The organism is Dyella sp. 05T440 (genome assembly GCF_056395965.1).
In genome coordinates this window covers 17202-41516 of the sequence record NZ_JBFTKN010000017.1, presented here as the reverse complement: position 1 = coordinate 41516, position 24315 = coordinate 17202, and the positions used below count along the sequence as shown (strand labels likewise).

Genomic DNA, 24315 nt, shown 5'->3' with positions numbered 1-24315 from the left:
AAGGCATCACACATGGCACGAGGTTCGCGGTCGCAGCGTGATCTCTGCGGCGCCGGTGCGGTGCACCGCCTCGGTGGCGATCAGGGCGTCCCAGCGCGCGTCCAGCGCATGCGCCGCCGTGCGATGGCGATCGGTCTGGCCCACCACTTTCCACTGCTGAACGATCGCCTGTTCGTGCAGCAGGTCGCGCACGTGGCGATAGAACTCCGAATCGTAAGCGCCCTGGAACATCATGGCGAGGTCATCGCTGTCCTGCCAATGCGTCTTCTCGCCGAGCTGCGCCTTCACCTGTTCGTAGAAGCGCGTGCCGGGCAGGGGATAGGACACGCTCACGCCGATGTCGTCAGGCGCGGCGCGGGTAATCAGATCGCGCGTGGCCATCAGGTCCTCGAGCTGCTCGCCCAGATAGCCCAGCTGGATGAAATAGCCCACCCGAATGCCTGCCGCGCCGAGCCGCTCGCGCGCCGTGATCAGTTCTTCGACCTTGGTGCCCTTGTTCATGTGATCGAGCACGCGCTGGCTGCCGCTCTCCGCGCCGATCCATGCCTCCTTGCAACCGGCGTGGCTCAGTGCTGCAGCCATGCGTTCGCTCATCAGGTCCGCGCGGGTCTGGATGGTGAAGGGAATGGAACCGTTCGATGCATTCACATGCGCAGCGAATGCCTCCACCCAATCCACGTGGAAGCCAAAGATGTCGTCGGCCAACCAGATGTGGTCGGCCTGGAAGGTGTGCTTGAGGTAACTCATCTCCGCCGCCACGTCTTCAGCGGTGCGGCGGTTGTAGTGATTGCCCCAGATCGGCTTGGCGCACCAGTTGCAGCGGAACGGGCAGCCGCGCGAAGCCGCCATGTTGAGGCTGAAATAGCCGTGGCGTTCTTTCCACAGCGTGCGGTAGCGCTCGATGTCGACCAGGTCCCACGCAGGCTGGCCGACGATGCGCGGATCGGGCGGCACGGCGCCGATTCGCGTCAGCTGCAACTGTCCGGCGCTGCGCGAGGCAACCCCGGGAAGGTTGGCCACCCAATCCTGGGTGCTGATCGTCGGATTCTTGTCGAGCCGTCCCATCAGTTCGATCAACGGCGCGACGCCTTCGCCGATCAACACCGCATCGGCGCCGGCTGCGAGAAAAGCCTCCGGCTGATCGGAAGCATCGGAACCGGCAACGATCACGCGTGCACCGTTGGCGCGCGCCATGGCGATCATCTCGCATGCGGCGTCGCGCATGCGGCCAAGACACATCTTGGTCAGGTAGTTGAAGTTGTCTTCGTAGATGACAACGACCTTGGGCGACGCGGCGCGCAAGGACGTGTCGAATTCGTCCACGCCTTCGGCGAGCATGGAGTCGAACAGCGAAACCTCGTGGCCCATGCGCCGCAACAAGGCGGCAACATGCAGGGTCGCGAGCGGCGGATACGGCTTGCCGCGCTCCCATTGCTTGCGGTCGAACCGCAGGAAGTAGGAGTGGCCGACCTGAATCGTTAGCATCTTCGAAGAGCCTCAATGGGTGAGCCCGTTCCACGGCAGACCGACGGCCCGGTCTCCTGCGTTCAAAGCTCGTCGCACGTGAGTGCCGGGCAGGGACGCAGGGGTTGCGGGCTGTTTCGAAAATATTTCGATGTCGCCGCGTGAAGGCTTGTGCTATCACAGCGCCGCAACCCTGCGAATGAAGCTCATGGCCGCGACCTTGGACCTTCTGACGGGCGATCTCAGCCCCGATCCCTTCCTCGAACGGATGCCTGAACGGTATTCGATGGACGTCCATGTGCTGGGCGGCCATTTCCATTTCACCAGCGACAGCGCCGCGCTGATTGACGTGGTGGCGATGGCCTATGCGGGCCTGCCAGCCCACGCGCTGCCGGTGGCGTCACCGGGCTTTCACGTCGAGCTGCGGCTCGCACCTGCCGGTGCCGGGCCATCGACGGAGGATCTCCCGCCGGCGCGCATGCAGTCGGGGGCCGGTTTCCTGTGCGGCGTGATGGACGCAAACAACTATGCGGTGCTGTTTCCCGAACAGCGCCGGGCGCTGGTGGTGGCCTCCGCCGATCAGTTGGTGCGTCCGTATCACCTGCGTTATGAGCTGATCGAATTCGCCGTGTTCACGCTGGCCACGCGTGCGCTTTCACTGGCGCCGCTGCACGGCGCCTGCGTGGGCTGGCACGGGCGGGCTGCGCTGGTGATGGGCAGCAGCGGTGCGGGCAAGTCCACGCTGGCCTTGCACAGCCTGCTGCGGGGCATGGACTTTCTTTCCGAGGATGCGGTGTTCGTGCATCCGCCAAGCGGAAAGGTCACCGGCGTGGCGAACTATCTGCACGTGCAGGCGGACGCCCTGCGTTTCGTCGACGAGCAGCGCCTGCGTGACTGGATCGGGCAATCGCCCGTGATCCGCCGCCGCAGCGGCGTGGAGAAGTACGAAGTGGACCTGCGCCATGGCCACGGTCGGCTGGCGCTGGAGCCGCTGGAGCTGGCCTGCGTGGTGTTCGCTTCGGCCCGGTCGGCCGATGATCCGCAGGCCTTGGTGCAGGCCATTCCCGATCACCAGATCGAAGAGCGCCTGCGCGCGGAACAGCCCTACGCGGCGTCGCAGCCAGGGTGGGACGCGTTCGTCGGCGCGATCCGGCGGCGCGGCGCGTACGAGCTGCGGCGTGGCCGTCATCCCACTGACTCGGTCGACGCCTTGATGCAGCTGTTGGGCTGAAGCGACCGTCGCGGCATGCAACCTTCCGCGCCCCGCCGCGCACCCATGGGCATGGGAGCTGAAGCGGATCGAGAGGTTTTTCTGCACTGTCATCAGGTGCCACCTGTGCCGCGACGGGCGCGTGTAAGAAGTCGTGTGGTTGGTTAGTCATGCAGAACGCAACCGCACGATCGCATCAGCAGTTACGTGGCCTGTCGCGGCCTTTTTTTGCCACGCTCGCCAGCCTCGGGGCTGGCGGCATCGCGTGGTATGTCGCGTTGTCGCTGGCCAGCGCGCTGATCGGCAATCTCGCTGCGATCTGCCTGGTGCCGCTGGTCGAACCTGGCCAGCCCTTGCCGGCGGGTTTTGGCTGGCTGGTGCGCGGCCAGGCCGATACGCAAGCGGTGGCCTTCCTGGTGGCCTCCGCACTGTTCGCCCTGCTGCGTTGGCAGGCTGCGCGCGTCGGTGCGCGCCTTAGCGGGCGTTATGCGATGACGCTCAGGCAGACGGTGCATGCCCGTCTGATCGATGCACGACTGTCGTCGTTGTCGGATGCCACCTCGGCCGAGGTGGCCAATGTGCTCACCTACAATATCGAAGTCGTCACCCAGGGCTTCAACGCGCTATTGCAGTTGCTGGTAGCCGGCATGACCGCGGCCGTGACGCTGGCCATGGCGTTGTGGTTGTCGCCACCGCTGTTGCTGGCGGTTCCGTTCGTGCTGGCTTTCGGCTTGATCGCTGCTCGCATCAGCAGTCGCGAGCAGGTGGTGGTGAGCCGGCAATACGTGGCCGATCTCACGCGCCTGTTCTGGTTGAGCGAGGATTTCCCGCGGCGCTGGCGGCATATCCGCTCCTTTGGGCGCGAAGACGCCGAGAAGGCCCATTACGCCGATATCGCGCAGCGGCTTGGCCGCGGCTATCGACGTCAGCAGGAGTTGATCGCGTCCGGTCGGCTCGCGCTGGAGATGCTGGCAGCGCTCGGTATTGCGTCGATCTTCCTGATCGCCAATCGATGGCACGGCGTGGACCGTGCCGCCCTGATCGCGGTATGCCTGTTGCTGGGGCGTCTGCTGCCTTATCTCGTCTCCACCCGGCAAGGTTTCCAGCAGGTTCGCTCTTCCATACCGGCGTTCGAACTGTGGCTTCGCCATGTGGGCATGGCTGCGGACAAGGCACCGCAGGCGGCCTCTTCGGCACGCTTGAACGAGGCCCTGCATATCCATCAGCTTCGGCTTGAGGCGCCCACGGCGCTGGACTTGCGCGAACTCACCCTGGTGCCCGGTGAACTGACCCTTGTGTGCGGCGATTCGGGCATCGGCAAGAGCAGCCTGGTCGATGTGCTCGCAGGCATGGTGACGCCCGCCATGTTCCGTGCGAGGGTCGGCGGCAAATCCATCGACTTCGCCAGCTACGCCGCACTCGTGCGCAAGTCGGCCTATGTGAGCCAGAGCGTGCGACCGTGGCAAATCACCGTGCGCGAATGCCTGTTGTGGGCCGCGCCGGATGCCACGGAGGCGATGATGCTGCAGGCGCTGGTCGACGTTGGCCTGGGCAAGCGCCTCGCCGATGCATCCACCGCGCTGGATACGACCTTGAACAGTTCGTCCAGCCGCCTGTCCGGCGGCGAGCTGCAGCGCTTGCTGCTGGCCCAGGTGCTGCTGCACGGGCCGGCGATCGCATTGCTGGACGAGGCCACCAGCGCGCTGGATGCGGAGTCGGAACTGTCTGTGCTGTCCGTGCTCAAACGCCGCTTGTCGCAAACGGTGCTGATCGTGGTATCCCATCGCGCCGGCGTCGCCGCGGTAGCCGATCAATGCCTGGCGATAGCCGAGGGCAGCGCCACGGTGACGGTGGTGGAAGCCAGGGACGCGGCTGCTTCCTAAGAACCACCCAGCGCATTCGGGTTGGGCGGCAGCGGGCCGAGAAACATCGCGCGCAGCCGCTCCACGCCGATCACGCGCGCCAGTTCGGCAAACACGCAGTAGTTGAAGATCAACACCAGCAGCAGGATCTGGATCGCCCAGAAGTGTGCCCAGTTCATGCTGGCGACGAGCTGGTGATTGGCGGCGGAAAGATCGTGCGTGTCCTTCCAGAACTCGTGCAGACGCTCCAGGTAGTGGATGAAGGTGGCGACCACGGTGTAGATCACGGTTTTCCATGCCGCGTTCCAGATCAGCGGTTTTTCCGGAAAGCGGTTGATGAAGGGCAGCATATTGGCAAGCAGCACCGCCTTGCCCAGGATCAGCGCGGAAATGAGCACCGTGGCGAAGGTGGGCAGCGACAGGCCGGTTCCCCGTGTCAGCAGCGCGCGCACCAGCAGGACGATATTGAGCATGACGAAGAAGAAGATGGTGGGCGGCAGCATCTTCAACATTTCGTGTTTGATTTTCGCCATGGTTCCCATGCTGTTCTCCGCCGATGCGCCAGGCCGGGTGGGGTCGGGGATCACCTGCGCCGGAGGCGTCCCGCGACGCGTAGACCCGGGCTATTTCATACGCTTGGATACACAGGGTGCTAGCGAACATCTACGTGCATATGACTAAGTAATTTCCCCTAAGTAGATGCAGATCTGGCGAGGCTCACGCAGAGGACACGGACCTACGCGCGATCTTCACGTCGGTTGCGCGCTTATTCCGGCTGGGGAACCAGCGCGCACGTCGCGTCTGTGCGGCATCGGCAGGGTTCCCCGCGGGGGATTGGACATGCCTTATGGCCTGCAACCACGACGACTCATCACACCGCATGCGGAAGGAGCGTTGCCATGGGTGCGACTGGCGTGACCGGCATCCCCACCGTATTGGTGGTGGACGATGCCCCCGACAACCGGATGATCCTGTGCGAACTGCTGACGCCGCTTTATCGCGTCATCGAGGCGCCGGACGGTGAGACCGCCATGCACATGGCCGCCGCCGAACAACCGGACATCATCCTGCTGGATGTGGTGATGCCGGGCATGTCGGGCTTCGATGTCTGTCGCCAGTTGAAATCCCATGGCGAGACGCGCGGCATCCCCGTGATCTTCCTGACGTCGTTGAATGCGCCCGAGGATGAAACGCGCGGGCTGGTGCTGGGCGGCGTCGACTACATCACCAAGCCGGTGAATCCGCCGGTGGTGATGGCGCGCGTGGCCAACCATCTGCGCCTGCGGGCGGCGGCGGATTTCCTGCGCGACCAGAATGCCTTTCTCGAACAGGAGATCTCGCGCCGCACGCGCGAAGTGACGGCCATCCAGGAGGCCACCGTGGTCGCGCTCACCTCGTTGGCGGAGACACGCGACAACGAAACCGGCAATCACATCCGGCGCACGCAGCATTACGTGAAAGCGCTGGCGGACAAGTTGCAGGATCACCCGCGTTTCGCCGCGACGCTGGATGAAGTCACGCGCCAGATGCTGTTCCAGTCGGCGCCGCTGCACGACATCGGCAAGATCGGCATACCCGATCGCATCCTGCTCAAACAGGGACGCCTGACGCCCGAAGAATACGAGATCATGAAGACGCACACGACGCTGGGGCGCGACGCCTTGCAGCGCGCCGAAGAGCGGCTCACCACGCCCGTGTCGTTTCTACGCGTCGCCAAGGAGATGGCCTATGGCCACCAGGAACGCTGGGACGGCAGCGGCTATCCGCAGGGGCTCAAAGGAAATGCGATTCCCATCTCGGCACGCCTGATGGCGGTCGCCGATGTCTATGATGCCTTGATCAGCAAGCGCGTCTACAAGCAGGGCATGACGCACGAGGCGGCGGCAGCGGCGATTGCCGCCAAGCGCGGTATCGATTTCGATCCCGACATCGTGGATGCCTTTCTTTCCATCCAGGACACGTTTCGCGGGATAGCCCATCGTTTTGCCGATGACGAGGCCGCCCACAGTGGCTCGGCGCATCACCTGGCGACCTGACGCTACGCCATGAACGCGCTGCTCGAACGCCTGCAACGCCTGTCGCTACGTCGACGACTGCAGCTGGGGTTTGGCGGCATCCTTCTGCTGATGACCTTGCTGAGTGTGTACAGCCTTGGCGTACAGCATCTGCAGAAAGAACAGATGCGCCGGCTCTACGAGCAGGACATGCAAGGCCTGCTGCATGTCGAGGCGGCACGTGCCGCGCTGGCCGACATGGGGCAAGACCTGCGCGAAGCCGTCTTCATGCGCCAGGGTCCGGCGCGCGCGGAGGCGCTGTACCAGCTGGCCGGAGCGCATACGCTGGTGCGACGCGAAATCGAGCTGGCCAGGACCAGGATCTACCGCGACGCCATTGTGCGCAGCCTGGCCGAGTTCGAGCTCGCATTCTCCGACTATGAGCGGCGGGTGGATACCATCGCCGAACTGCTGGAAACCAAGGCGGACAGTGGGCGCTCCGCCGCCGATCTGATCGTGTCGCCGGAATTTCAGCGCGCCGACGAAGCGGCCAAGCATGCGCTTGAGCGCGTTGAACGCCTCAAGCGGGAAGGGGCCGACGACGAGGTCAAGAACGCCAATGCCCGCTACCTGTTCGGCGTGCAGCTCACGGTCTGGTTGCTGATCCTGGGACTGGTGGCCGGCGTGCTGTTCGGCAGCCTGATCAGCCGCACCATCCGGCGACCCGCCGCCGCCTTTCGGCGCGCACTGGATTCGTTGAGCGCCGGGCAACTGGATATCGCGGTGCCTTATACGGAGTATCCAAACGAAGCCGGCGAACTGGCGCGCGCCATCGTCACCTTGCGGGACGAGGCGCGGCAGATGGCGGCGCGGCGCTGGGTGAAGACACACGTCGCAGCGATCGCCGGCGAGCTGCAATCGCTGACCGGGATGGATGCGCTGGCCGATCGCTTCCTCTGCGCACTCGCGCCCCTGCTGGCGATCAACCATGGCGCGCTCTATATCTTCGAACCGGGCATGCAGCGACTGCGTTTGACGGGCAACTATGCCGCCGCCGATGCGCGCGAGTTCGTCATGCTGGGCGAGGGGCTGGTGGGACAATGCGCGCTGGATGGCAAGACGCTCAGCCTGCGCGAGGTGCCGGCGGACTACCTCAAGATTGCCTCCGGCCTGGGCGGCACCACGCCCACCCAGCTCGTGGTGATGGCTATCCTGCGCAACGATCGACCGCTGGGCGTGGTGGAACTGGCCAGCCTGTCGCCATTCGATGGGGCGCAGCTGGAACTGCTGGACGAATTGATGCCGCTGCTGGCGATGAACGTGGATCTGCTCGAACGCGCCGCGGATCTGCGCAGTCTGCTCGCCAAGAGCCAGGAGCACGCCGAACTGGCCGCGCGGCAGGCCACCACGCTTTCAGAGAAAACCAGGGAGCTGGAGGCCACCCAGCGCGCCATCGAAGCCGCCCGTGCGTGGTATCGCGGGATCATTGAATCGGCACCCGACGGCATGATGATCGTCGACCAGGAGGGGCGCATCCTGCTGGCCAATCCGCGTCTGGAGACCATTTTCGGCTATGCCAAGGGCGAACTGGACGGCGTGCCGGTGGAACAGCTCGTGCCTGCCGGCATGCATGGGAAACACCGGGGGCTGCGCGGAGCGTTCTTCGCCGAGGGCGTCAGCCGCAAGATGGGTCGAGGCAATGTCGATCTGCGCGGCAGGCGCAAGGACGGCAGCGAGCTGTCGGTGGAGATCGGCGTGTCGTTCCTGCCCGAGCTGGACGGGCAGGGCCGTTGCGTCTGCGCCGCCGTGCGTGACGTGAGCGAGCGTCGGATGATGGAGATGGCGCTCGTGCAGAGCCAGGAGCGCCTGCAGACCATCCTCGACAACTCGCCCATCAGCATTGCGGTCTCCACGCAGGGGCGCATCTGCTTTGCCAATCCGAAATTCGTGGAGACCTTCGGCACCGGCCTGGGCGACAGTACCGCGCCGATCTACGTGGAAACCGCGGCGCGCGCGCATATCTGGGCGACGCTGGAGCGGGAGGGCTCGGTGACCAATGAGGAGATCCGCATGCACGATGCGCAGCGTCGCGAACGCGACATGGTGGCGACGTTCCTGCCGATCGACTTCGACGGCGAAGCGGGCGTGCTTGCCTGGTTGCTCGATGTCACCGAAGCAAGGGCGGCCGAAGCGGCCATCCGCCACGCCAAAGAAGTGGCCGAGGAGGCCACCCGGGCAAAGAGCGCCTTCCTCGCCAATATGAGCCACGAGATCCGTACGCCGATGAACGCCATCATCGGCATGAGTCATCTCGCGCTTGAGTCGTCGCAGGATGCCAGGCAGCGCGGCCACCTGGAGAACATCCATCGATCCGCGGAAAACCTGCTGCGCATCATCAACGACATTCTCGACTTTTCCCGTATCGAAGCCGGTGGCATGAGCCTGGAGCGGGTGGCGTTCAATCTGGACGACGTGATTGGCCAGGTCGCCGGCATCATCGGCCTCAAGGCGCAGGAGAAGGGCCTGGACTTGCTGTTCGAATACGGCGCGGGTCTGCGCCGTTACTGGATCGGCGATCCGCTGCGGCTGGGACAGATCCTGATCAACCTGGGCAACAACGCGGTGAAATTCACAGAGCACGGCGCCATCGTGGTGGGCATCGAGCAGTCCGGCGTGGAGGGCGATGAGGTGATCCTGCACGCCCGCATTCGCGACACCGGCATCGGCATGACGGAGGAACAGTGCCAACGCATTTTCCATCCCTTCGTGCAGGCCGATTCGTCCACCACGCGAAAATACGGCGGCTCCGGACTGGGCCTGGCGATCTCCAAAACACTGGCGGAAATGATGGGCGGCACGATCTGGGTCGACAGCGCGCCGGGACAAGGATCCACCTTTCACGTCGAAGTGCGCGTGGGCGCGGCGCCAGAGGGGGCAGGTGAGAGGCCGTGGCTGGCGCCGGCAGGTACACGGCTGCTCGTCGTCGAAGGTGGCGCGGTGACGCGCGCCGTCGTCGCCGGCATGGCACGCAGGCTGGGCTTTGAGGTGGATGCGGTGGCGAGCGACGAGCAGACGCAGCAGCAGCTGGCGGACGCCAGGGACGCGGCACGCCCGTACAGCGTCGTGCTGATCGATGCGCGCTTGCCCGGCTTCCAAACCGTCATCGACAAACTGAAGCAACCCGCGCACGCGACGGGCGCGGAGCAACTGGTGGTGATCGCCTTTGTCCAGGGCGACGACGCTGCCATCGCCCATGCCATGGAGGTGGATGCACGCCTTGATGTGCTGACCAAGCCAATCACGCCGAAGGGCTTGCGCGAGTCGTTGCGGAACGCGCTTGCGCCGGCCTTGGCTGGCTCAACCCAGATGACGGCTCATCCGTCGCAACCCGAGGCCGTGTCGCTCGCCGGTAGCCGCGTGCTCCTGGTGGAGGACAACGATCTCAACCGCGAGCTGGCCACCGAATTGCTGCGGCGCGCGGGCATCGAAGTCGTCACGGCCGGCAACGGGCGCGAAGCGCTGGAGCGCCTGAGGCAGGATGCCGATGTCGACGGCGTGCTGATGGATTGCCAGATGCCGGTGATGGATGGCTACGCCGCGACGCGGGCCATCCGTGAGCAATTGCACCTCACCGCGCTGCCCATTATCGCGATGACGGCCGACGCGCTCGCTGCCGATCGCGAGAGGGCGATCGCGGCGGGCATGAACGACCACATCGCCAAGCCGCTCGACATCCGCCGCATGTTCGCCACCATGGCGCGATGGATCAAACCGCGTCACGCGGAGTCTGCATCGCCAGGGCCTGGCGGGGAAACCATGGTGGCCTCAGCCGTGCTTCCCGGCATCGATCAAGCGGCGGGTCTGCGCACCTGTGGCGACAACGCCTCGCTGTATCGGCGGCTGCTGCACCTGTTTCTCGAGAGCAACGCGCACTTCGAGCAGTCATTCCATCAGGCGAGGCAGGGGGACGACGCGTCCGCGGCCTATCGCATGGCCCACACCCTGCGTGGATCGGCCGCCAACATCGGCGCGATCGATGTCGCCGCGGCCGCCGGCGAGTTGCAGCACGCTTGCAAGGAAGGTGCGCCATCAGAGGAGGTCGAGCGCCTGCTGAACAAGCTGATGAAGGCCCTGGGTCCCGTGCTCGATGGCCTGTCCCGATACGACGCGCCACCGGCGAGCGGATGACTCAATGAAGGCGCGGCTTGCCTTGCTGCGAGGCAAAAATCGCGCGATCCACGTCTGTCTGGCTGCCCATGGCCTGTTCCGGCCACAGCGACGCATCGTCTTCCCGCAGCGATTCACCGGGAAGCACGTGCACGTCGACAGCGTGCAGACCACGCAGGATGTCCGAGACTTCCTCGATCTGAGCATCGTCATCGATTTCCACGCTGAGCACCGCGAAGCCGATCTCGACCGCCGGCGGCAAGCTGGCGGGTTCACGCAGATGATGTTGCTTGCCTTCGCGTTCGCCGCGGTGGCTGACGCGCGACACCACGCTGGTCGGCGCACTGGCGCTTGCCGCGCACCCACCCACGCTTTCATCGCACTGGACCACACCTTTGCGACGAGGAAGACCGCGCGACATCAGTTTGTCGAACGCGGACGCCGCGCCGAACTGATTGCTGAACTTGGCAACGATAAGGGCGCTCATGGCTCTCTCCCGCGGGGATGGCTCGGCTCGCAAAGCCTTGCATGACAGGTGTTAACCGGGCGATGGCGCGGCGTGACCGGCAGGGCATCAGCATGAGTGTCCACTGAATGTTTTCCCTTGATGTGCAAAAGGATGACGCCAGCTGCACATCTCGTGGCTTAGACGTTTAGACACACTCGAACAGGAGTCCGCCCCATGCCCGAGGCAAAAACGCGCAAGGCCGTTGCGCGCGATAAACGGCAAGGAAAATCGGCCGGCACGCAGGCTGGCGAGTTCGTGCGTGAAGAGATGGAGCATGTGCGCAAAGGCAAACACGGCGCACGCTCGGCCAAACAGGCCATCGCCATTGGCTTGTCCAAGGCCCGCCGCGCCGGCGTGAAAGCGCCGGTCAGCAAGACCGCCAGCAAGGCCACGCGCAAGAAGGCCGCGCAGGACGAAACCGCATCCAAGCATCGCCGCAAGACCTCTGCCACGCGTTCGCGCGCCACCAGTGGCGCGTTGAACAAGGAAGGTCATGCGGCGGCATCCCACACTGCCTTGTCCAGGCAGGCCAAGAGCAGTGCGCGCAAACGGACCAGCGCATCGCGATCGGCGGCAGCCAGGAAGGCCGCGCGTACCAAAGGTGCAGCAGGCCGTTCCGCCGCCGCCAAGAAAGCTGCCCGTACCCGCAAGGCGCGTGCGTGAACTACTGCGCATCGCGTCAAACTCAGTTGAACCAACGCCCATGGAGGTAAGACATGGTTTTCCCGACCCGCAAGGTCTGTGCGCCGCTGTTGCTCGCTTTGCTAGCCGTTGCCGGCTGCAGTCACCAGGGTGACGACAGCGCCTCGCCGCCGCCGGCACCCGCCAGCTCCGCAGCGCCATCGCCGGCGATGCCCGCCACGACGCCCTCGCCCAGCAGCACCGCGATGACGCCAAGCCCGGCGTATCCGCAGAGCTCACCGGCTCCGGCTGCGTCTACGCACTGACGGCGCCCAAGCCATGACCACGCGATCCCGTGGCGCGGGATCGCGTGGTTTGCTGCTGCCGTGCGACAGCTCAGGGCGTGCTCAAGGGCTGGCCGGGCGACAAGGCCTGGGCCATTTCCAGGTGATGCTTGAGCGTGGGCAGTGTCTTGCCGGCGAAAGCGGCGACATCCGGATCGCTGCTATGCGAGGCGGCGTCGAACAGTTCGATGGCCTTCTGGTGTCCGCCCACCATGGCCGAGGCATAGGCTTTGTCGAAATCACTGCCGCTCAAGCTCTGCAACTTGTCCATGACGTCAGAGGGCTGCGGCTGCAGCACCACGTTGGCGTGCTTGCGATTGGCCAGTGCCGCCAGTTGCTTGTTGGCGGCGGTGTGATCCTTCATCAGCTGCTGTGCCAGGGCCTTGGTCTGGGGCGAGGACGCTTTCTGCTGCGCCAGTTGCGCCATCTGCACTTCGCCCGCGCCATCGCTCGATGCCTTGGTGAAGAACTCCTGGTCCGACACCGGGCTCTTGGCAGACGGCGACGCGCCCGATGTGGCGGCCTGTGCCCACAGGTCGTTGCATACCGGCACGGAGACCAACAATGCCGCGGCGATGATGAGAGAGGTTTGTTTCATGGGTGCCACCTTGATCCGCAGGGGAGTGGCGTCGACCGTAGTGCCAGCGCACTCCCGGACGTGTGACATCGGTGTGTGCATCTTCTTGTCGCGCATATACCGTTGTCCAAACGCTGGATTCACATGCGATGGACACGCCAGCCGTCGCAGTGAACCTATCGAAACGGCAACGCCTTGCTGACGCGGCCGTGACCTATGCACGGGCGGGGAAGCCTACGCTAGCGTTTTCCAACACGGGAGCTTGGCTATGCCGACCGGTTTCCAATGCGCGTATCCACCCTGCCAATGCTATGTGGAGAAGCCGGGTGAGTTTTGCAGCTCCCATTGCCGCAAGGCGCAGGCTTCCGGTCACATCGAGGGCCAGTGCCATTGCGGTCATCCCGCCTGCATGGGCCGATCCGAAGAGGACCAGGACGGCTCCGCCATCTGAACCGGCACGGCCGCGATCAGGGTCGCGGCCGTGCCCGTGCGTTACGCCGCTTTCGGGAAGTCGAGCACCGTGTCGTTGACGCGATTGACCATGTTGGTGAACAGGATCGCGCTGATGGCGAGGATGGCTTCCACGATCTGGCGATCGCTGTAACCGGCGTTCTTGACGCGATCCACGGCCTCGGCGGACAGCGTGTTGCTGGTGGTGACCAGGGTCAGCGCAAACTTCACCAGCGCATCGATCCTGGCGTTGCCTTCCAGCCCACCCTTGCGCAGCTGCAGGATCTGCTCGGCGGTGTAGCCAGCCATCTTGCCGGTCATCGTGTGCGCGGCCAGGCAGTAGTCACACTGCGATGCTTCGCTCACGGCCAGATTGATCGCTTCCAGTTCCAGCGCGGACAGCTCGCCTTGCTTCAACACGGCATTGGTCTGCAGCACGTTGGCCAGCACGTTTGGCGCGCTGCTGCCGACCGTGGCATATGCGTTGGGGACTTTGCCCATGGCCTTCTTGATGCCGGCGAACAGTGCGGCAGAGGCTTCAGGGGCGTCGGCGATATTGTTGATCGTAGTGAGACGGTTCATGACATGTACTCCGAGATTGAGTTGATGAAACCGGTGTGGGAGAAGCTTGACCGTGTGAAAATGATAGGAACGACGGCCGCTCTGGTCCGCACACGCGCGTCTCAACCTCTTGCTCCGGAGTCTCACCTCGATGGATGGTCTCGATCGCCTGGTCCATGCCATTGCACCCACCGGTTCGGTGGAGTTGCAATGCCGCTTTGCCGGGGAGTGGACGCTCGATCACCCGCCGTTGCCGCCGAACCATTTGCCCTACCACGTGATCCTCCAGGGCAGCGCCGAACTGGAGATCGACGGCAAGACCGCCGCACTGGCGCCGGGCGACGTGTTGCTGTTTCCCTATGGCGACGCGCACATCCTGCGCAGCGTCGTGGCAGGCACCGACGGTCGTCGACCTGAGCTGGAAAACCGCCGCCGCTCGCAGGGACGCGTCACCCTGATTGAACATGGCGGCGAGGGCCCGGCACTGGACATGTTGTGCGGCCAGTTCGAGCTGTCGGGTGCGACGGACGCCTTATGGACGGGCTTGCCCAAGGTGCTGCATGTGCGCACTGATCGTCGCGATGCGCTGCTGGGCCTGATCCAGGTATTGCGCGATGAAGCGGCGCGCGTGTTGCCGGGCGGCGGCGCGGTGGTCGAGATGGTCACCGGCGCGATGTTCACGCTGATCCTGCGCAGCATGACGGCGAGCGGACATCTGCAGCTGGGCATACTCGGTCTGCTGGCCAATCCAAGGCTGGCCAACGTGGTGGATGCCGTGCTGAAGGACCCGGCGCAGGCGTGGACGCTGCAGAGCCTGGCTGACCTTGCGCATATCTCGCGCGCCAGCTTTGCGCGGCACTTCAGCGAGATCAGCGGCATGACGCCGATGGAGTGGGTCAATGGCGTGCGGCTCGCCGTGGCCGCGCAATCGCTGCGCGCTGGCACCTTGTCGGCGGGCAGGGCGGCCGAGCTCGCCGGCTATGCCTCGGAAGCGGCTTTCACGCGCGCCTTCAAGACGCGCTACGGCGCGCCGCCCGGCGCTTACGGCCGCATGCACGCCCGCGCTGATCGACCCGCATCCTAGGCCGTCGCCAGCTCGTCCGCTTCAGGCAGCGATGACTGTCGCCGGATCGCCTGCGGCGGCTGCCCGAACGCGCGCAGGAATGCGCGGCGCATGCGTTCGCGATCGGCGAAACCCACTTCACGCGCCACCACTTCGACCGGATGGCGCGTCTGCTCCATCATCAGTCGCGCCGCCTCGACGCGCAGATGCTCCACCGCTTTCGCCGGCGATTGCCCGGTTTCCGCGCGAAACGCGCGGCTGAACTGGCGGGCGCTGAGATTCGCCGCCGCCGCGAGTTCTTCCACGGACAGTGCCGATTGCAGGTGGCTCTTGGCGTAGGTCAGCGCGCTCTGGATGCGGTCCGATTTGGGTTCCAGTTCCAGCAGCGTGGAAAACTGCGATTGTCCGCCTGCGCGCCGGTGATACAGCACCAGCTTGCGCGCGACCTGGCGTGCGACTTCAGCACCCAGGTCCTTCTCCACCATGGCCAGCGCCAGGTCGATGCCGGCGCTCATGCCGGCCGAGGTCCAGATCGGCCCGTCGATGATGAAGATGCGGTCTTCCTCTACCTGCACTTTTGGAAAGCGCTCGGCCAGGTCGCGCGCGAGCAGCCAGTGCGTGGTGGCGCGGCGTCCATCGAGCAGGCCGGTTTCGGCCAGCAGAAACGCGCCCGTGCAGATCGCAGCAATGCGCCGCGTGCGCGCGGGCGCCTCACGGATGAAGTCGAGCAGCGCAGGCGTCGATTCGGGCACGCCCACGCCGCCGCAGATCAGCAAGGTATCGATCGGCTGCGCTGAAAACGGCTCGCTCTGCGTGGTCATGCCGAACGAACTGCGGATGGTGGCCCCGGTTTCGGACAGGAAACGCACGTCGTAAACCGTCTCGCCCAGCTCGATATTGGCGAATTCGAAGGCCGAAGCCGCCGCCAGGCTCATCGCCTGGAACTGAGGAAACATTACAAAACCAATGACTTGCATGGCTCGGCCTCGCTATGGCCTAAAAGGTGGCATATACGACATTTAAGTCTTAAGGCGCGGAGCTTACAACGTTCTCCAGACGCCGGCATCCCGCCGGACGCTGTGGAGTATCGATATGACGACGCAAACCAAGGGCACCGCCCTGATCACTGGCGCTTCCTCGGGCATTGGTGCCATTTACGCCGAGCGCCTGGCTCGCCGCGGCCATGACCTGATCCTGGTGGCGCGCAACCGCGAACGCCTGACCGAGCTGGCGCGCCGCCTGACCGACGCGACCGGCCGCAGCGTGCAGGTCTTTCCCGCCGACCTCAGCGAGCCCGCCGATCTGGCCAAGGTGGAAGACTTGCTGCGCACCGATCGCAGCATCACCGTGCTGGTGAACAACGCCGGTTTCGGCGCCGCCACGCCGCTGCTGCAGTCGGATGTGGCGCGCATGTCGGAGATGATTTCGCTCAACGTCAACGCACTCACGCGCCTCACTTATGCAGCGGTGCCGGGCCTGGTGGAGCGGGGCAATGGCACGGTGATCAACATCGCCTCGATCGTGGCGGTGGCGCCGGAACTGCTCAACGGCGTGTACGGCGGCAGCAAGGCCTATGTGCTCGCCTTCACCCGCTCCCTGCAGCACGAGCTGGCGGACAAGGGCGTGCGTGTGCAAGCCGTACTGCCGGGTGCGACCGCGACGGAGTTCTGGGACGTGCTCGGCCATCCGGTCAGCAACCTGCCGCCGGCATGGGTGATGTCGGCTGCCGACATGGTGGACGCGGCGCTGGCAGGCCTGGACCAGGGCGAAGTGTTCACCGTGCCGGCCTTGCCCGATGCGGGTGACTGGAGCGCCTATGAAGACGCGCGCCAGAAGTTGATGCCCAACCTGTCCCATTCGCAGCCCGCGTCGCGCTACGGCGTGGCCAAGGCCTGAAGCGGCGTGCGGGGATTGTTCCGCACGATGGAAGACTGACTGCCGGGGCTGATGGTTTCGAGGTGACAGGCGGGGCGCGTAAAGTCGCGTGTATCCCCAGAGAGCCAGGAGTGGCCCGTCATGGCCAACGCCGCGTCTTCATCACTTCTCCGTGCCATCGGCATGAGCGTGCCCATCATCCAGGCCCCCATGGCCGGCATCTCTTCGCCGGCCATGGCGGCAGCGGCGAGCGAGAGCGGCGGCCTGGGTTCTTTGGGCGTGGGAGCCATGACGGCCAGCAAGGCGCGCGAAGCGATTCACGCGTTTCGCCAGCTGAGCAAGGGCCCGCTCAATGTGAACCTGTTCGTGCATCGACCGGCGCATGCGGATGCCGCGAAGCAGGCGGCGTGGATCGCGCGACTCGCGCCGGAGTTCCAACGCTTCGGGGCGACCCCGCCATCGTCGCTGGGCGAGATCTACACGTCTTTCCTGGTCGACAACGACATGCTCGCCATGCTGGTCGAGGAACGACCGGCCGTGGTGAGCTTTCATTTTGGTCTGCCCACGGCCGAACAGATCAGGGCGCTCCATGGCGCCGGCATTTACCTGATGGCATCGGCCACGAATGTGCGCGAAGCCAAGGCGGTGGAAGCCGCCGGCATCGATGCGGTGATTGCGCAGGGCTATGAGGCGGGCGGTCATCGGGGGATGTTCGATCCCGATGATGAGGACAGCCAGCTGGGCACCTTGGCCTTGACCCGGTTGCTGGTGGAAAACGTGCGCATTCCCGTGATCGCCGCGGGCGGCATCATGGACGGTGCCGGCATCGCCGCCGTGCTCAAGCTGGGCGCAGCCGCGGCGCAACTGGGCACGGCCTTTGTCTCCACCGACGAATCCCTCGCCGATGCCGGCTATCGCAAGGCGCTGGCCAGCGATGCCGCCTACGCCACCGTCATGACGCGTGCCGTCTCCGGTCGACCGGCGCGCAGCCTGGCGAGCCTGTTCACGCGGCTGGGCGCCAGCGTGCCCAACGCCGACGTACCCGACTATCCGATCGCCTACGACGTAGGCAAGGCACTGAATGCTGCCGGCCGCGCAGCCGGTGAAGCAGGTTATGGCGCACACTGGGCCGGGCAGGGCGCGCCGCTGGCGCGCGCCATGTCCACGCGCTCATTGATGCAGGTCTTGATCGGCGAATGGCGGCAAGCCACGGGCTGAGTTGAAGGGTTCGATGCGCGATTGGACCAGTTGTAGGACACTTCCCCGACCCACGTTTTCGCGCTGACAGGCAAGGCTCGTCCTATGGATCGCATCGATGCCATGAAGGTTTTCGTCGCCGCGCTCGACGAGGGCAGCCTCGCCGGCGCGAGCCGCAAGACCGGACGTTCGGCGGCGGCCGTGAGTCGCGCCATCGCGTTTCTCGAAGACCACGTGGGCGTGCCCTTGCTGCACCGGACCACACGCTCGATCAAATTGAGCGAAGCAGGCGAGCGCTACGCCATCGCCTGCCGCAAGCTGCTGGCGGATCTTGAGGAAGCCGATCGCAATGCGGCTGGCGAACGTTCGGTGCCACGCGGCACGCTGACGATTTCCGCCACGGTATTTTCCGGCGTGGAGATCCTGCGCCCCATCGTCGATGCCTTCATGGATGAATTTCCCACCGTGAATGTGCGGCTCCATCTGCTCGAGCGGCCGGTCAACCTGGTCGAGGAGGGCATGGACCTGGCCCTGCGCATCACCCATCTGTCCGACTCCACCCTGGTGGCGCATCCCATCGGCGAGGTGCGCCGCGTGATTGTGGCGTCGCCGCGGTACCTGGCCACGCACCCGCGCATTGCCGGCATCGCCGACCTGGGCAAGCAGCAGATCATCGCGATGGAGAACATGGGCATGGATTCCTGGAGTTTTCCGCCACTGGAAGGCTCGTCCGTGTCGCGTTCGGTGTCGTTCACCGCGCGACTGGTGGTCAACAACATTCGCGCAGCCGTTGAATCGGCGTTGGATGGATACGGCGTGACACGCCTGCTGTCCTACCACGTGGCGCCGGAAATCAAACAGGGCAAGTTGCAGGTGCTGCTGGCCGATGAGGAGCCGGCGCCGTTTCCCGTCAACATCGTGTCGCCGTACGGACGACTTGCCGTGCCCAAGGTGAGGGCCTTCGTCGACTTTGCCTTGCCGCGCCTGCGCGCACGCTTCGCCTCCCTGGCCAAGGACGCGGCCTCCCCGCCGGAAACGCTGATTCAACCGCCACGCGGAAGAGTGTCTGCCGAGTAGCAGGAATTCTCGAACGCCTGTTTCGCTCCTAAATTGTGGGTGTCGGCAAACGAAGCCGATCAGTCTTCAACTGAATCCCCCAACCCCATCTGGAGCAAACACTCATGAGCAATCAGCAGAAAGTCGCCGTCATCACTGGTGCGTCGCAAGGCATTGGCGCGGGCCTGGTCAAGGCATTCCGCGACCGCAACTATCGCGTGGTCGCCAACTCGCGCTCGATCAAGCCGTCCAGCGATCCGGACGTGATCACCGTAGCCGGCGATATCGGCGACCGTGCCGTGGCCAAGCGCGTGGTGGAAGAGGCGATCAATCATTTCGGTCGCATCGACACGCTGGTGAACAACGCCGGCATCTTCACCGCCAAGCCGTTCACCGCATTCACCGAGCAAGACTACGCCGACAACATCTCGGTCAATCTCAACGGCTTCTTCCACATCACGCAGTTCGCCATTGCGGAGATGGAAAAGCAGCGCAGCGGCCACATCGTCAGCATCACCACCAGCCTGGTCGATCACGCGATCGACGGCGTGCCCTCGGTGCTCGCTTCGCTCACCAAGGGTGGCCTGAACGCCGCCACGCGTTCGCTCGCCATCGAGTACGCCAAGCGCGGCATCCGCGTGAACGCCGTGGCGCCGGGCGTGATCAAGACGCCGATGCACGGCGTGGAAACGCACGGTGCGCTGGCGGGCCTGCACCCGGTGGGTCGCATGGGCGATATCGCCGACATCACCGACGCGGTGATCTACCTCGACAACGCGGGCTTTGTCACCGGCGAGATCCTGCACGTCGACGGTGGCCAGAGCGCCGGTCACTAAGTCCTCACGAGGGGTGGGCAAACGTCCACCCCTTGCCGCCGTAACGAGGTGGCATTTCGTCCACCGTGCATTACTTCAAGGAGAAGACCATGCCTATCGTGAACATCAAGGTCACCCGTGAGGGTTCCGCGCCGGGCCGCAGCGCCGTGACCGCCGAAGAGAAGGCGCTGCTGATCAAGGGCGTGAGCCAGCTGCTGCTCGACGTGCTGCACAAGCCGCTGGATTCGACCTTCGTCGTCATCGATGAAGTGGAGATGGAAAACTGGGGCTGGGGTGGACTGCCAGCCGCCGAATTCCGGGCGCAACGCGCCGCGGAAAAGAAATAACGCCTGCGGTGGCGCGAGCGATCGCGCCATCGAACGCCTTGCGCCGAGTCAACGTTGCCACGAAAGTCGAACCGAACGCATGTCCGCCCAGATCATTGCATCCCAGCCGTCCGTCCCATTGAATCGCGCTACCGCCAGCTACGCCGAACGCAACGAGGCCTACTGGAAGCGCAACCTTGCCATCGCGGTATTTGGTTCGTTCACCACGCTGGTGAGTCTGAGCATGTTGTTGCCGTTCCTGCCGCTTTATGTGGAGCAGCTGGGCGCTCATACACCATCGGCGATCGTGCAGTGGTCGGGTATCGCCTTCGGCGCGACGTTTCTTGGCACCGCGCTGACCGCGCCCCTGTGGGGCCACCTGGCGGATCGCTACGGCCGCAAACCCATGCTGGTGCGCGCGGCGATCGGCATGGCGATCGTCATGTCGCTGATCGGCACCGCGCATACCGTCACGCAACTGGTGACGCTGCGCCTGGTGGCTGGCCTGGTGGGTGGCTATGCGTCGGCGGCTACCGTGATGGTCGGCACGCAGGCGCCACGCGAGCGGTCGGGTTGGGCGCTCGGCGTGCTGTCGATCGGTGCGCTGTCCGGCAGTCTGATCGGACCGCTGGTCGGCGGCTTTCTGCCGGATCTCGTCGGTATTCGCGGCACGTTCTTCGTAGGCGGCGGCGTGATCGGCGTGGCGGCGCTGGTCACGATTTTCTTCGTGCGGGAAGATTTCAATCACGAACTGGATACACGCGCACCACTGGGCAGCAGCGACGACACCACCGGCATGGCGCACAAGGGCTTGATCGTCACCCTGCTGGTTACAGCCATGATGGTGTTGCTCGCCAATATGTCGATCGAGCCCATCATCACGGTCTATATCGCCCAGCTTGGCGTGCCGCACGACCACCTCGCGCGCATGGCCGGCATCGTGATGGCAGCGTCCGCCTTCGGCAGCATGCTCACTTCAGCGCGGCTTGGCTCCCTGGCCGATCGCGTCGGGAGCAACAAGGTGATCATCGGATGTCTGCTGGTCACGGCGCTGCTGATGGTGCCGCAGGCGTTCGTGACGCAGTGGTGGCAACTGGCCGTGCTGCGCGGGCTGATGGGCATGTCGATGGCCGGCATGCTGCCCGCGGTGGCCAAGGGCGTGCGCGCCCTGGTCGAGGACCGCAAGACCGGCAAGACGCTGGGTTATCTGCAATCCGCGCAATTTGCCGGTCAAGTGATAGGGCCGCTGATCGGCGGCCAGATCGGCGCGTGGGTGGGATTGCGCGATGTGTTCTTCGTCACTGCCGTACTGCTGGTGTTGTGTGCATGGTTGAACCGGTGGGCGAATCGCCAGGATACGAGCCTGGTCGCACCGCATCGGGCAGGGTAACAACCAGGGCTTTTATGGACTGCGTGGCCTGGTCGTGATGCCGGCAAGCCAGCGTGTCGCGGCGTCGCGGTCGCTGTTGGGGCCTGCTTGCAGCTCGGCCAGCAGCGACGTGGCCTCAGCGCGCCGTTGATCGCCCTCGGCATGTTGGTCCAGCGCATCATCGACACGGGCCAGATGCGCATCGATCAAGGCCATCAGTGCGGTTGCTCGTGGCATGATCGCCTTGGCCGCATCCAAAGCCTTGCCCAGTTGCGCGGCAGCCTCGTCGTTGCGACCCAGCGCATGCAGCGTGTCGGAGAACAGCAGGTTCGCGCGTATGGCCTTTTCCGAATGACGGTCGTCCAGGCCGGCATACATGGCAACCGCTTCTGCCGCGACTGCGGCAGCGCGCTCTTTAGCCGCTTGCGCGGCCATCAATTGGGCTTCGACGGTAAGCGCAAACGCGATGTCGGGATGGGCGTCGCGGTGTCGCTGCCGCGCTTCCAGCAGTGCGCTGTCGATGATGAGTCGCGCTTCGTCCAGATGCGCGCGTGCAATCAGCACCTGCGCGAGGCAGGCTCGATCATAGCTGCGCCCGTTGTCGGCATAGTCGGCGCCCAGCAAGTTTTGCTTGCGGTTGATCGACTCCCTGAGCCCGGTTTCGGCGGCGGCATATGCGCCTTGCGCAAATTTCAGCCGCGCCAGATTGCCGATGCTGATGGCTTCATTGAGCGCGCCGGCCGGCGCCAGCGCCTGGTCGATGGCCACGGATTTGGCGTAGAACACGTTGGCCTCGTCGAACTTGCCTTCGTAGGCGAGCACATTGGCCAGGTCGTTGAGGTGCCACGCCGTGTGCGCATTGGGGTGCGTGTAGGCGTGGGCATCGATATCGAGCGCGTCGCGCATCGTCTGTTCGCTCTCGGCATAGCGGCCCTGCTTGACTAGGTCCGAGGTCAGGATGGTCATCGCATCGGCTACCTCGGCATGGCCGGCGCCCAGATGGCTGCGCTTGCGGGCCAGCGCTTCGCGCAGCAACGGCGCGGCGCTGTCGGCGTGGCCGGCATCCATCTGGATCCAGCCCAGATTCATCACCGCCTCGGTCAGTGCATCGCTGTCCACCGGTAGCGAGCGCCGTGCAAGGGCGAGCGCTTTGTCGCCCACCTCGATGGCCTTGGCGGATTCGCCGATACGCTCATCCAGCCCGGCCAGCCAGGCCAGCGCGAGGACCTCTTCGGTGGAATCCCGATGCGGGCCTCGCTCGAACGCGTCGATGGCATGCTGCAGTCTTGCGGTGGCGTCTCGAACGCGGCCCAGTTCGTCGGCTTCCTTGGCCAGCAGATATTCGACATGCAGGGTGCGCGGGTCGGTGGGACCAAACTGCATGTTGGCAAGTGCAGCCGCTTCCTGCAGCGGCAGCCAGGCGCGTTCCGGATGACCGCTGCGGCGTTCGAGATCGCCGACCAGGGCGATGATTTCCGCGCGCAGGGCAGGCTGCATGGCAAAGTCGCGGTCGGCGCGTTCGCGTCCTCGCGCAAGCAGTTCCTGTGCCGTCTCATTTGCTTCCGTGCCGTGCGACGAGCTATCGAACAGACCTTCCAGAAACGATTTGAGCGCGCCCGCACGTTGCGCTTCGCTCTCGGCGGCGATCGCTTGTGCGCGTGCTGCATCGGCGGCGCGGCTGGCCTGGCGCGCTTCGTACACGCCGACAGCGGTGGCGCTGGCGAGCAGCACGACAATCACCGCGCCAAGCGAAACGGCGAGTGCATGGCGACGGGTGAACATGAGGACGCGATAGCTCAGGGTGTCGGGACGTGCCTGCAGTGGCTTGCCATCCATATAGCGCTGGACGTCGTCGCTCAAGGCCATCACGCCCGCGTAGCGGCGAGCGGGTTCTGCACGTGTGGCCTGCTGCACGATGGCGTGCAGGTCGACGCCCAGCGTCCGCCGCCATGCCTCTTCGTCGATGCCGTGCTCGCCGTCCCTGCGCGGCGCCTTTCCCTCCAACAACTCGGCAAGCAGGATGCCCAGGGCATAGACGTCGATCGCCGTCGTCGCCACGTCGCCCGCAAACTGCTCCGGTGCCGCATAGGAACGCGTGAGACGGCGCGCCTCGGTGCGCGTGCGCTCCCCATCGCCGGTGAGCAGTTTGGCGATGCCGAAATCCACCAGCTTCACGCCACCATCCGCGCCCACCAGCACGTTGCTGGGTTTCAGGTCGCGGTGCACGATCAGGGCGCGATGCGCGTGTTCCACCGCGGCGCAGACATCGATAAACAGTGCCAGCCGTTCGCGCCGCGACAGGTGCATGCGTTGGGCATGGGCGACCAGGTTGTCGCCCGCCACATATTCGAGGGCGAGAAACGGCGTACCCGTGGGCGAAAAGCCTGCATCGAGCAGTTGGGCAATATGCGGATGCTGCAGCCGCGCCAGAATGCGCTGTTCTTGCAGGAATCGACGACGCTCGTCCGCATCGTGCACATCGATGCGCAACAGCTTGAGCGCCACCCGCTGCGGACCGCCGGGCAGCTCGCGCTCGGCCTCGAACACACTGGCCATGCCGCCGGCGCCCACAAAGCGAAGCACGCGATAGCCGGCGATGGTCGGCAGCGCCTGCGCGGCCTCGTCGGCGAGCGCAGGCAGCCACTGCGCCATGCCGCGCTCCAGCGCTTCGATGCCCGATGCATTGTCCAGCGCCTGCACGACCAGGGTCCGCAAGGTGGCGTCTGCGCAGTGTTGGCGCAGCCACTCGGTGCGTTCGGCGACGGGCACGTCGAACAGCCGGTCGATCAGCGGTTCGATCTCGTGCCAGCGTTGGGAGAAGGCGGAAATCATCGGCGGCGCATTTCCGGTTCGGTG

General features: G+C 65.1%; 20 protein-coding genes. 13 read left to right on the top strand and 7 right to left on the bottom strand.

The annotated features are described in order from the left end of the window. Window positions 1-6: 6 nt before the first annotated feature. On the bottom strand, window positions 7-1485 hold the full coding sequence (locus AC1DE1_RS18495; RefSeq protein WP_441604561.1) for a B12-binding domain-containing radical SAM protein: 1479 nt from the start codon (window positions 1483-1485) through the stop codon (window positions 7-9). Window positions 1486-1663: 178 nt separating this feature from the next. Here AC1DE1_RS18495 and AC1DE1_RS18490 point away from each other — a divergent pair, with 178 nt between their 5' ends. Then, entirely contained in the window at window positions 1664-2695 is a 1032-nt protein-coding gene (locus AC1DE1_RS18490; RefSeq protein ID WP_477176161.1) for a phosphoenolpyruvate carboxykinase (ATP), read from the top strand. Between the two features lie 149 nt (window positions 2696-2844). After that, a complete protein-coding gene (locus AC1DE1_RS18485; RefSeq protein WP_477179253.1) occupies window positions 2845-4557 on the top strand; it encodes an ATP-binding cassette domain-containing protein in 1713 nt (570 codons plus the stop codon). On the opposite strand, the gene AC1DE1_RS18480 is transcribed toward AC1DE1_RS18485, so the two are convergent. Then, window positions 4554-5069 carry a hypothetical protein gene (locus AC1DE1_RS18480; protein ID WP_441604564.1) on the bottom strand — a complete coding sequence of 172 codons (516 nt, stop codon included), beginning with the start codon at window positions 5067-5069 and terminating at the stop codon, window positions 4554-4556. The genes AC1DE1_RS18485 and AC1DE1_RS18480 overlap by 4 nt on opposite strands. A gap of 366 nt (window positions 5070-5435) precedes the next feature. Here AC1DE1_RS18480 and AC1DE1_RS18475 point away from each other — a divergent pair, with 366 nt between their 5' ends. Next, window positions 5436-6572, top strand: coding sequence for a response regulator (locus AC1DE1_RS18475; protein WP_477176163.1), 1137 nt, complete (start codon window positions 5436-5438; stop codon window positions 6570-6572). A 9-nt stretch (window positions 6573-6581) separates the two neighbouring features. After that, window positions 6582-10718 carry a response regulator gene (locus AC1DE1_RS18470; protein WP_477176164.1) on the top strand — a complete coding sequence of 1379 codons (4137 nt, stop codon included), beginning with the start codon at window positions 6582-6584 and terminating at the stop codon, window positions 10716-10718. Between the two features lies 1 nt (window position 10719). Here AC1DE1_RS18470 and AC1DE1_RS18465 read toward each other — a convergent pair whose 3' ends face one another. After that, a complete protein-coding gene (locus tag AC1DE1_RS18465) occupies window positions 10720-11184 on the bottom strand; it encodes a hypothetical protein (protein WP_441604567.1) in 465 nt (154 codons plus the stop codon). 195 nt (window positions 11185-11379) lie between these two features. Here AC1DE1_RS18465 and AC1DE1_RS18460 point away from each other — a divergent pair, with 195 nt between their 5' ends. Both AC1DE1_RS18460 and AC1DE1_RS18455 read left to right on the top strand, forming a co-directional pair. Beyond that, window positions 11380-11868: a DUF6496 domain-containing protein gene (locus AC1DE1_RS18460; protein ID WP_477176165.1), complete on the top strand. Its 489-nt coding sequence runs from the start codon at window positions 11380-11382 to the stop codon at window positions 11866-11868. A 53-nt stretch (window positions 11869-11921) separates the two neighbouring features. Next, the gene (locus tag AC1DE1_RS18455) at window positions 11922-12152 is read left to right on the top strand and encodes a hypothetical protein (protein ID WP_441604569.1); all 231 of its coding nucleotides are present in this window, start codon (window positions 11922-11924) and stop codon (window positions 12150-12152) included. Between the two features lie 70 nt (window positions 12153-12222). On the opposite strand, the gene AC1DE1_RS18450 is transcribed toward AC1DE1_RS18455, so the two are convergent. Both AC1DE1_RS18450 and AC1DE1_RS18445 read right to left on the bottom strand, forming a co-directional pair. Further along, a complete protein-coding gene (locus AC1DE1_RS18450; protein ID WP_477176166.1) occupies window positions 12223-12768 on the bottom strand; it encodes a DUF4142 domain-containing protein in 546 nt (181 codons plus the stop codon). 471 nt (window positions 12769-13239) lie between these two features. Continuing rightward, complete coding sequence (locus tag AC1DE1_RS18445; protein ID WP_477176167.1) at window positions 13240-13779, bottom strand: carboxymuconolactone decarboxylase family protein; 540 nt, start codon at window positions 13777-13779, stop codon at window positions 13240-13242. Window positions 13780-13909: 130 nt separating this feature from the next. On the opposite strand from AC1DE1_RS18445, the gene AC1DE1_RS18440 reads away from it, so the two are divergent. Continuing rightward, window positions 13910-14842 (top strand): AraC family transcriptional regulator, encoded by a 933-nt coding sequence (locus tag AC1DE1_RS18440; protein WP_477176168.1) that lies wholly within the window; start codon window positions 13910-13912, stop codon window positions 14840-14842. Here AC1DE1_RS18440 and AC1DE1_RS18435 read toward each other — a convergent pair. Next, the gene (locus AC1DE1_RS18435) at window positions 14839-15777 is read right to left on the bottom strand and encodes a GlxA family transcriptional regulator (RefSeq protein WP_477179252.1); all 939 of its coding nucleotides are present in this window, start codon (window positions 15775-15777) and stop codon (window positions 14839-14841) included. The genes AC1DE1_RS18440 and AC1DE1_RS18435 overlap by 4 nt on opposite strands. 136 nt (window positions 15778-15913) lie before the next feature. On the opposite strand from AC1DE1_RS18435, the gene AC1DE1_RS18430 reads away from it, so the two are divergent. From AC1DE1_RS18430 to AC1DE1_RS18405, 6 genes are all read left to right on the top strand, one after another. Further along, complete coding sequence (locus AC1DE1_RS18430; protein WP_441611084.1) at window positions 15914-16717, top strand: SDR family NAD(P)-dependent oxidoreductase; 804 nt, start codon at window positions 15914-15916, stop codon at window positions 16715-16717. A gap of 120 nt (window positions 16718-16837) precedes the next feature. Continuing rightward, window positions 16838-17914 carry an NAD(P)H-dependent flavin oxidoreductase gene (locus AC1DE1_RS18425; RefSeq protein WP_477176170.1) on the top strand — a complete coding sequence of 359 codons (1077 nt, stop codon included), beginning with the start codon at window positions 16838-16840 and terminating at the stop codon, window positions 17912-17914. Between the two features lie 84 nt (window positions 17915-17998). Continuing rightward, window positions 17999-18970, top strand: a complete 972-nt coding sequence (locus tag AC1DE1_RS18420) for a LysR family transcriptional regulator (RefSeq protein WP_477176171.1) — start codon at window positions 17999-18001, stop codon at window positions 18968-18970. A gap of 104 nt (window positions 18971-19074) precedes the next feature. Beyond that, on the top strand, window positions 19075-19785 hold the full coding sequence (locus AC1DE1_RS18415; RefSeq protein WP_477176172.1) for an SDR family NAD(P)-dependent oxidoreductase: 711 nt from the start codon (window positions 19075-19077) through the stop codon (window positions 19783-19785). Window positions 19786-19874: 89 nt separating this feature from the next. Further along, the gene (locus AC1DE1_RS18410; RefSeq protein WP_046972535.1) at window positions 19875-20111 is read left to right on the top strand and encodes a tautomerase family protein; all 237 of its coding nucleotides are present in this window, start codon (window positions 19875-19877) and stop codon (window positions 20109-20111) included. 79 nt (window positions 20112-20190) lie between these two features. After that, window positions 20191-21480 (top strand): MFS transporter, encoded by a 1290-nt coding sequence (locus tag AC1DE1_RS18405; protein ID WP_441604578.1) that lies wholly within the window; start codon window positions 20191-20193, stop codon window positions 21478-21480. Between the two features lie 12 nt (window positions 21481-21492). Here AC1DE1_RS18405 and AC1DE1_RS18400 read toward each other — a convergent pair whose 3' ends face one another. Continuing rightward, complete coding sequence (locus AC1DE1_RS18400; protein WP_477176173.1) at window positions 21493-24291, bottom strand: serine/threonine-protein kinase; 2799 nt, start codon at window positions 24289-24291, stop codon at window positions 21493-21495. Between the last annotated feature and the right edge of the window lie 24 nt (window positions 24292-24315).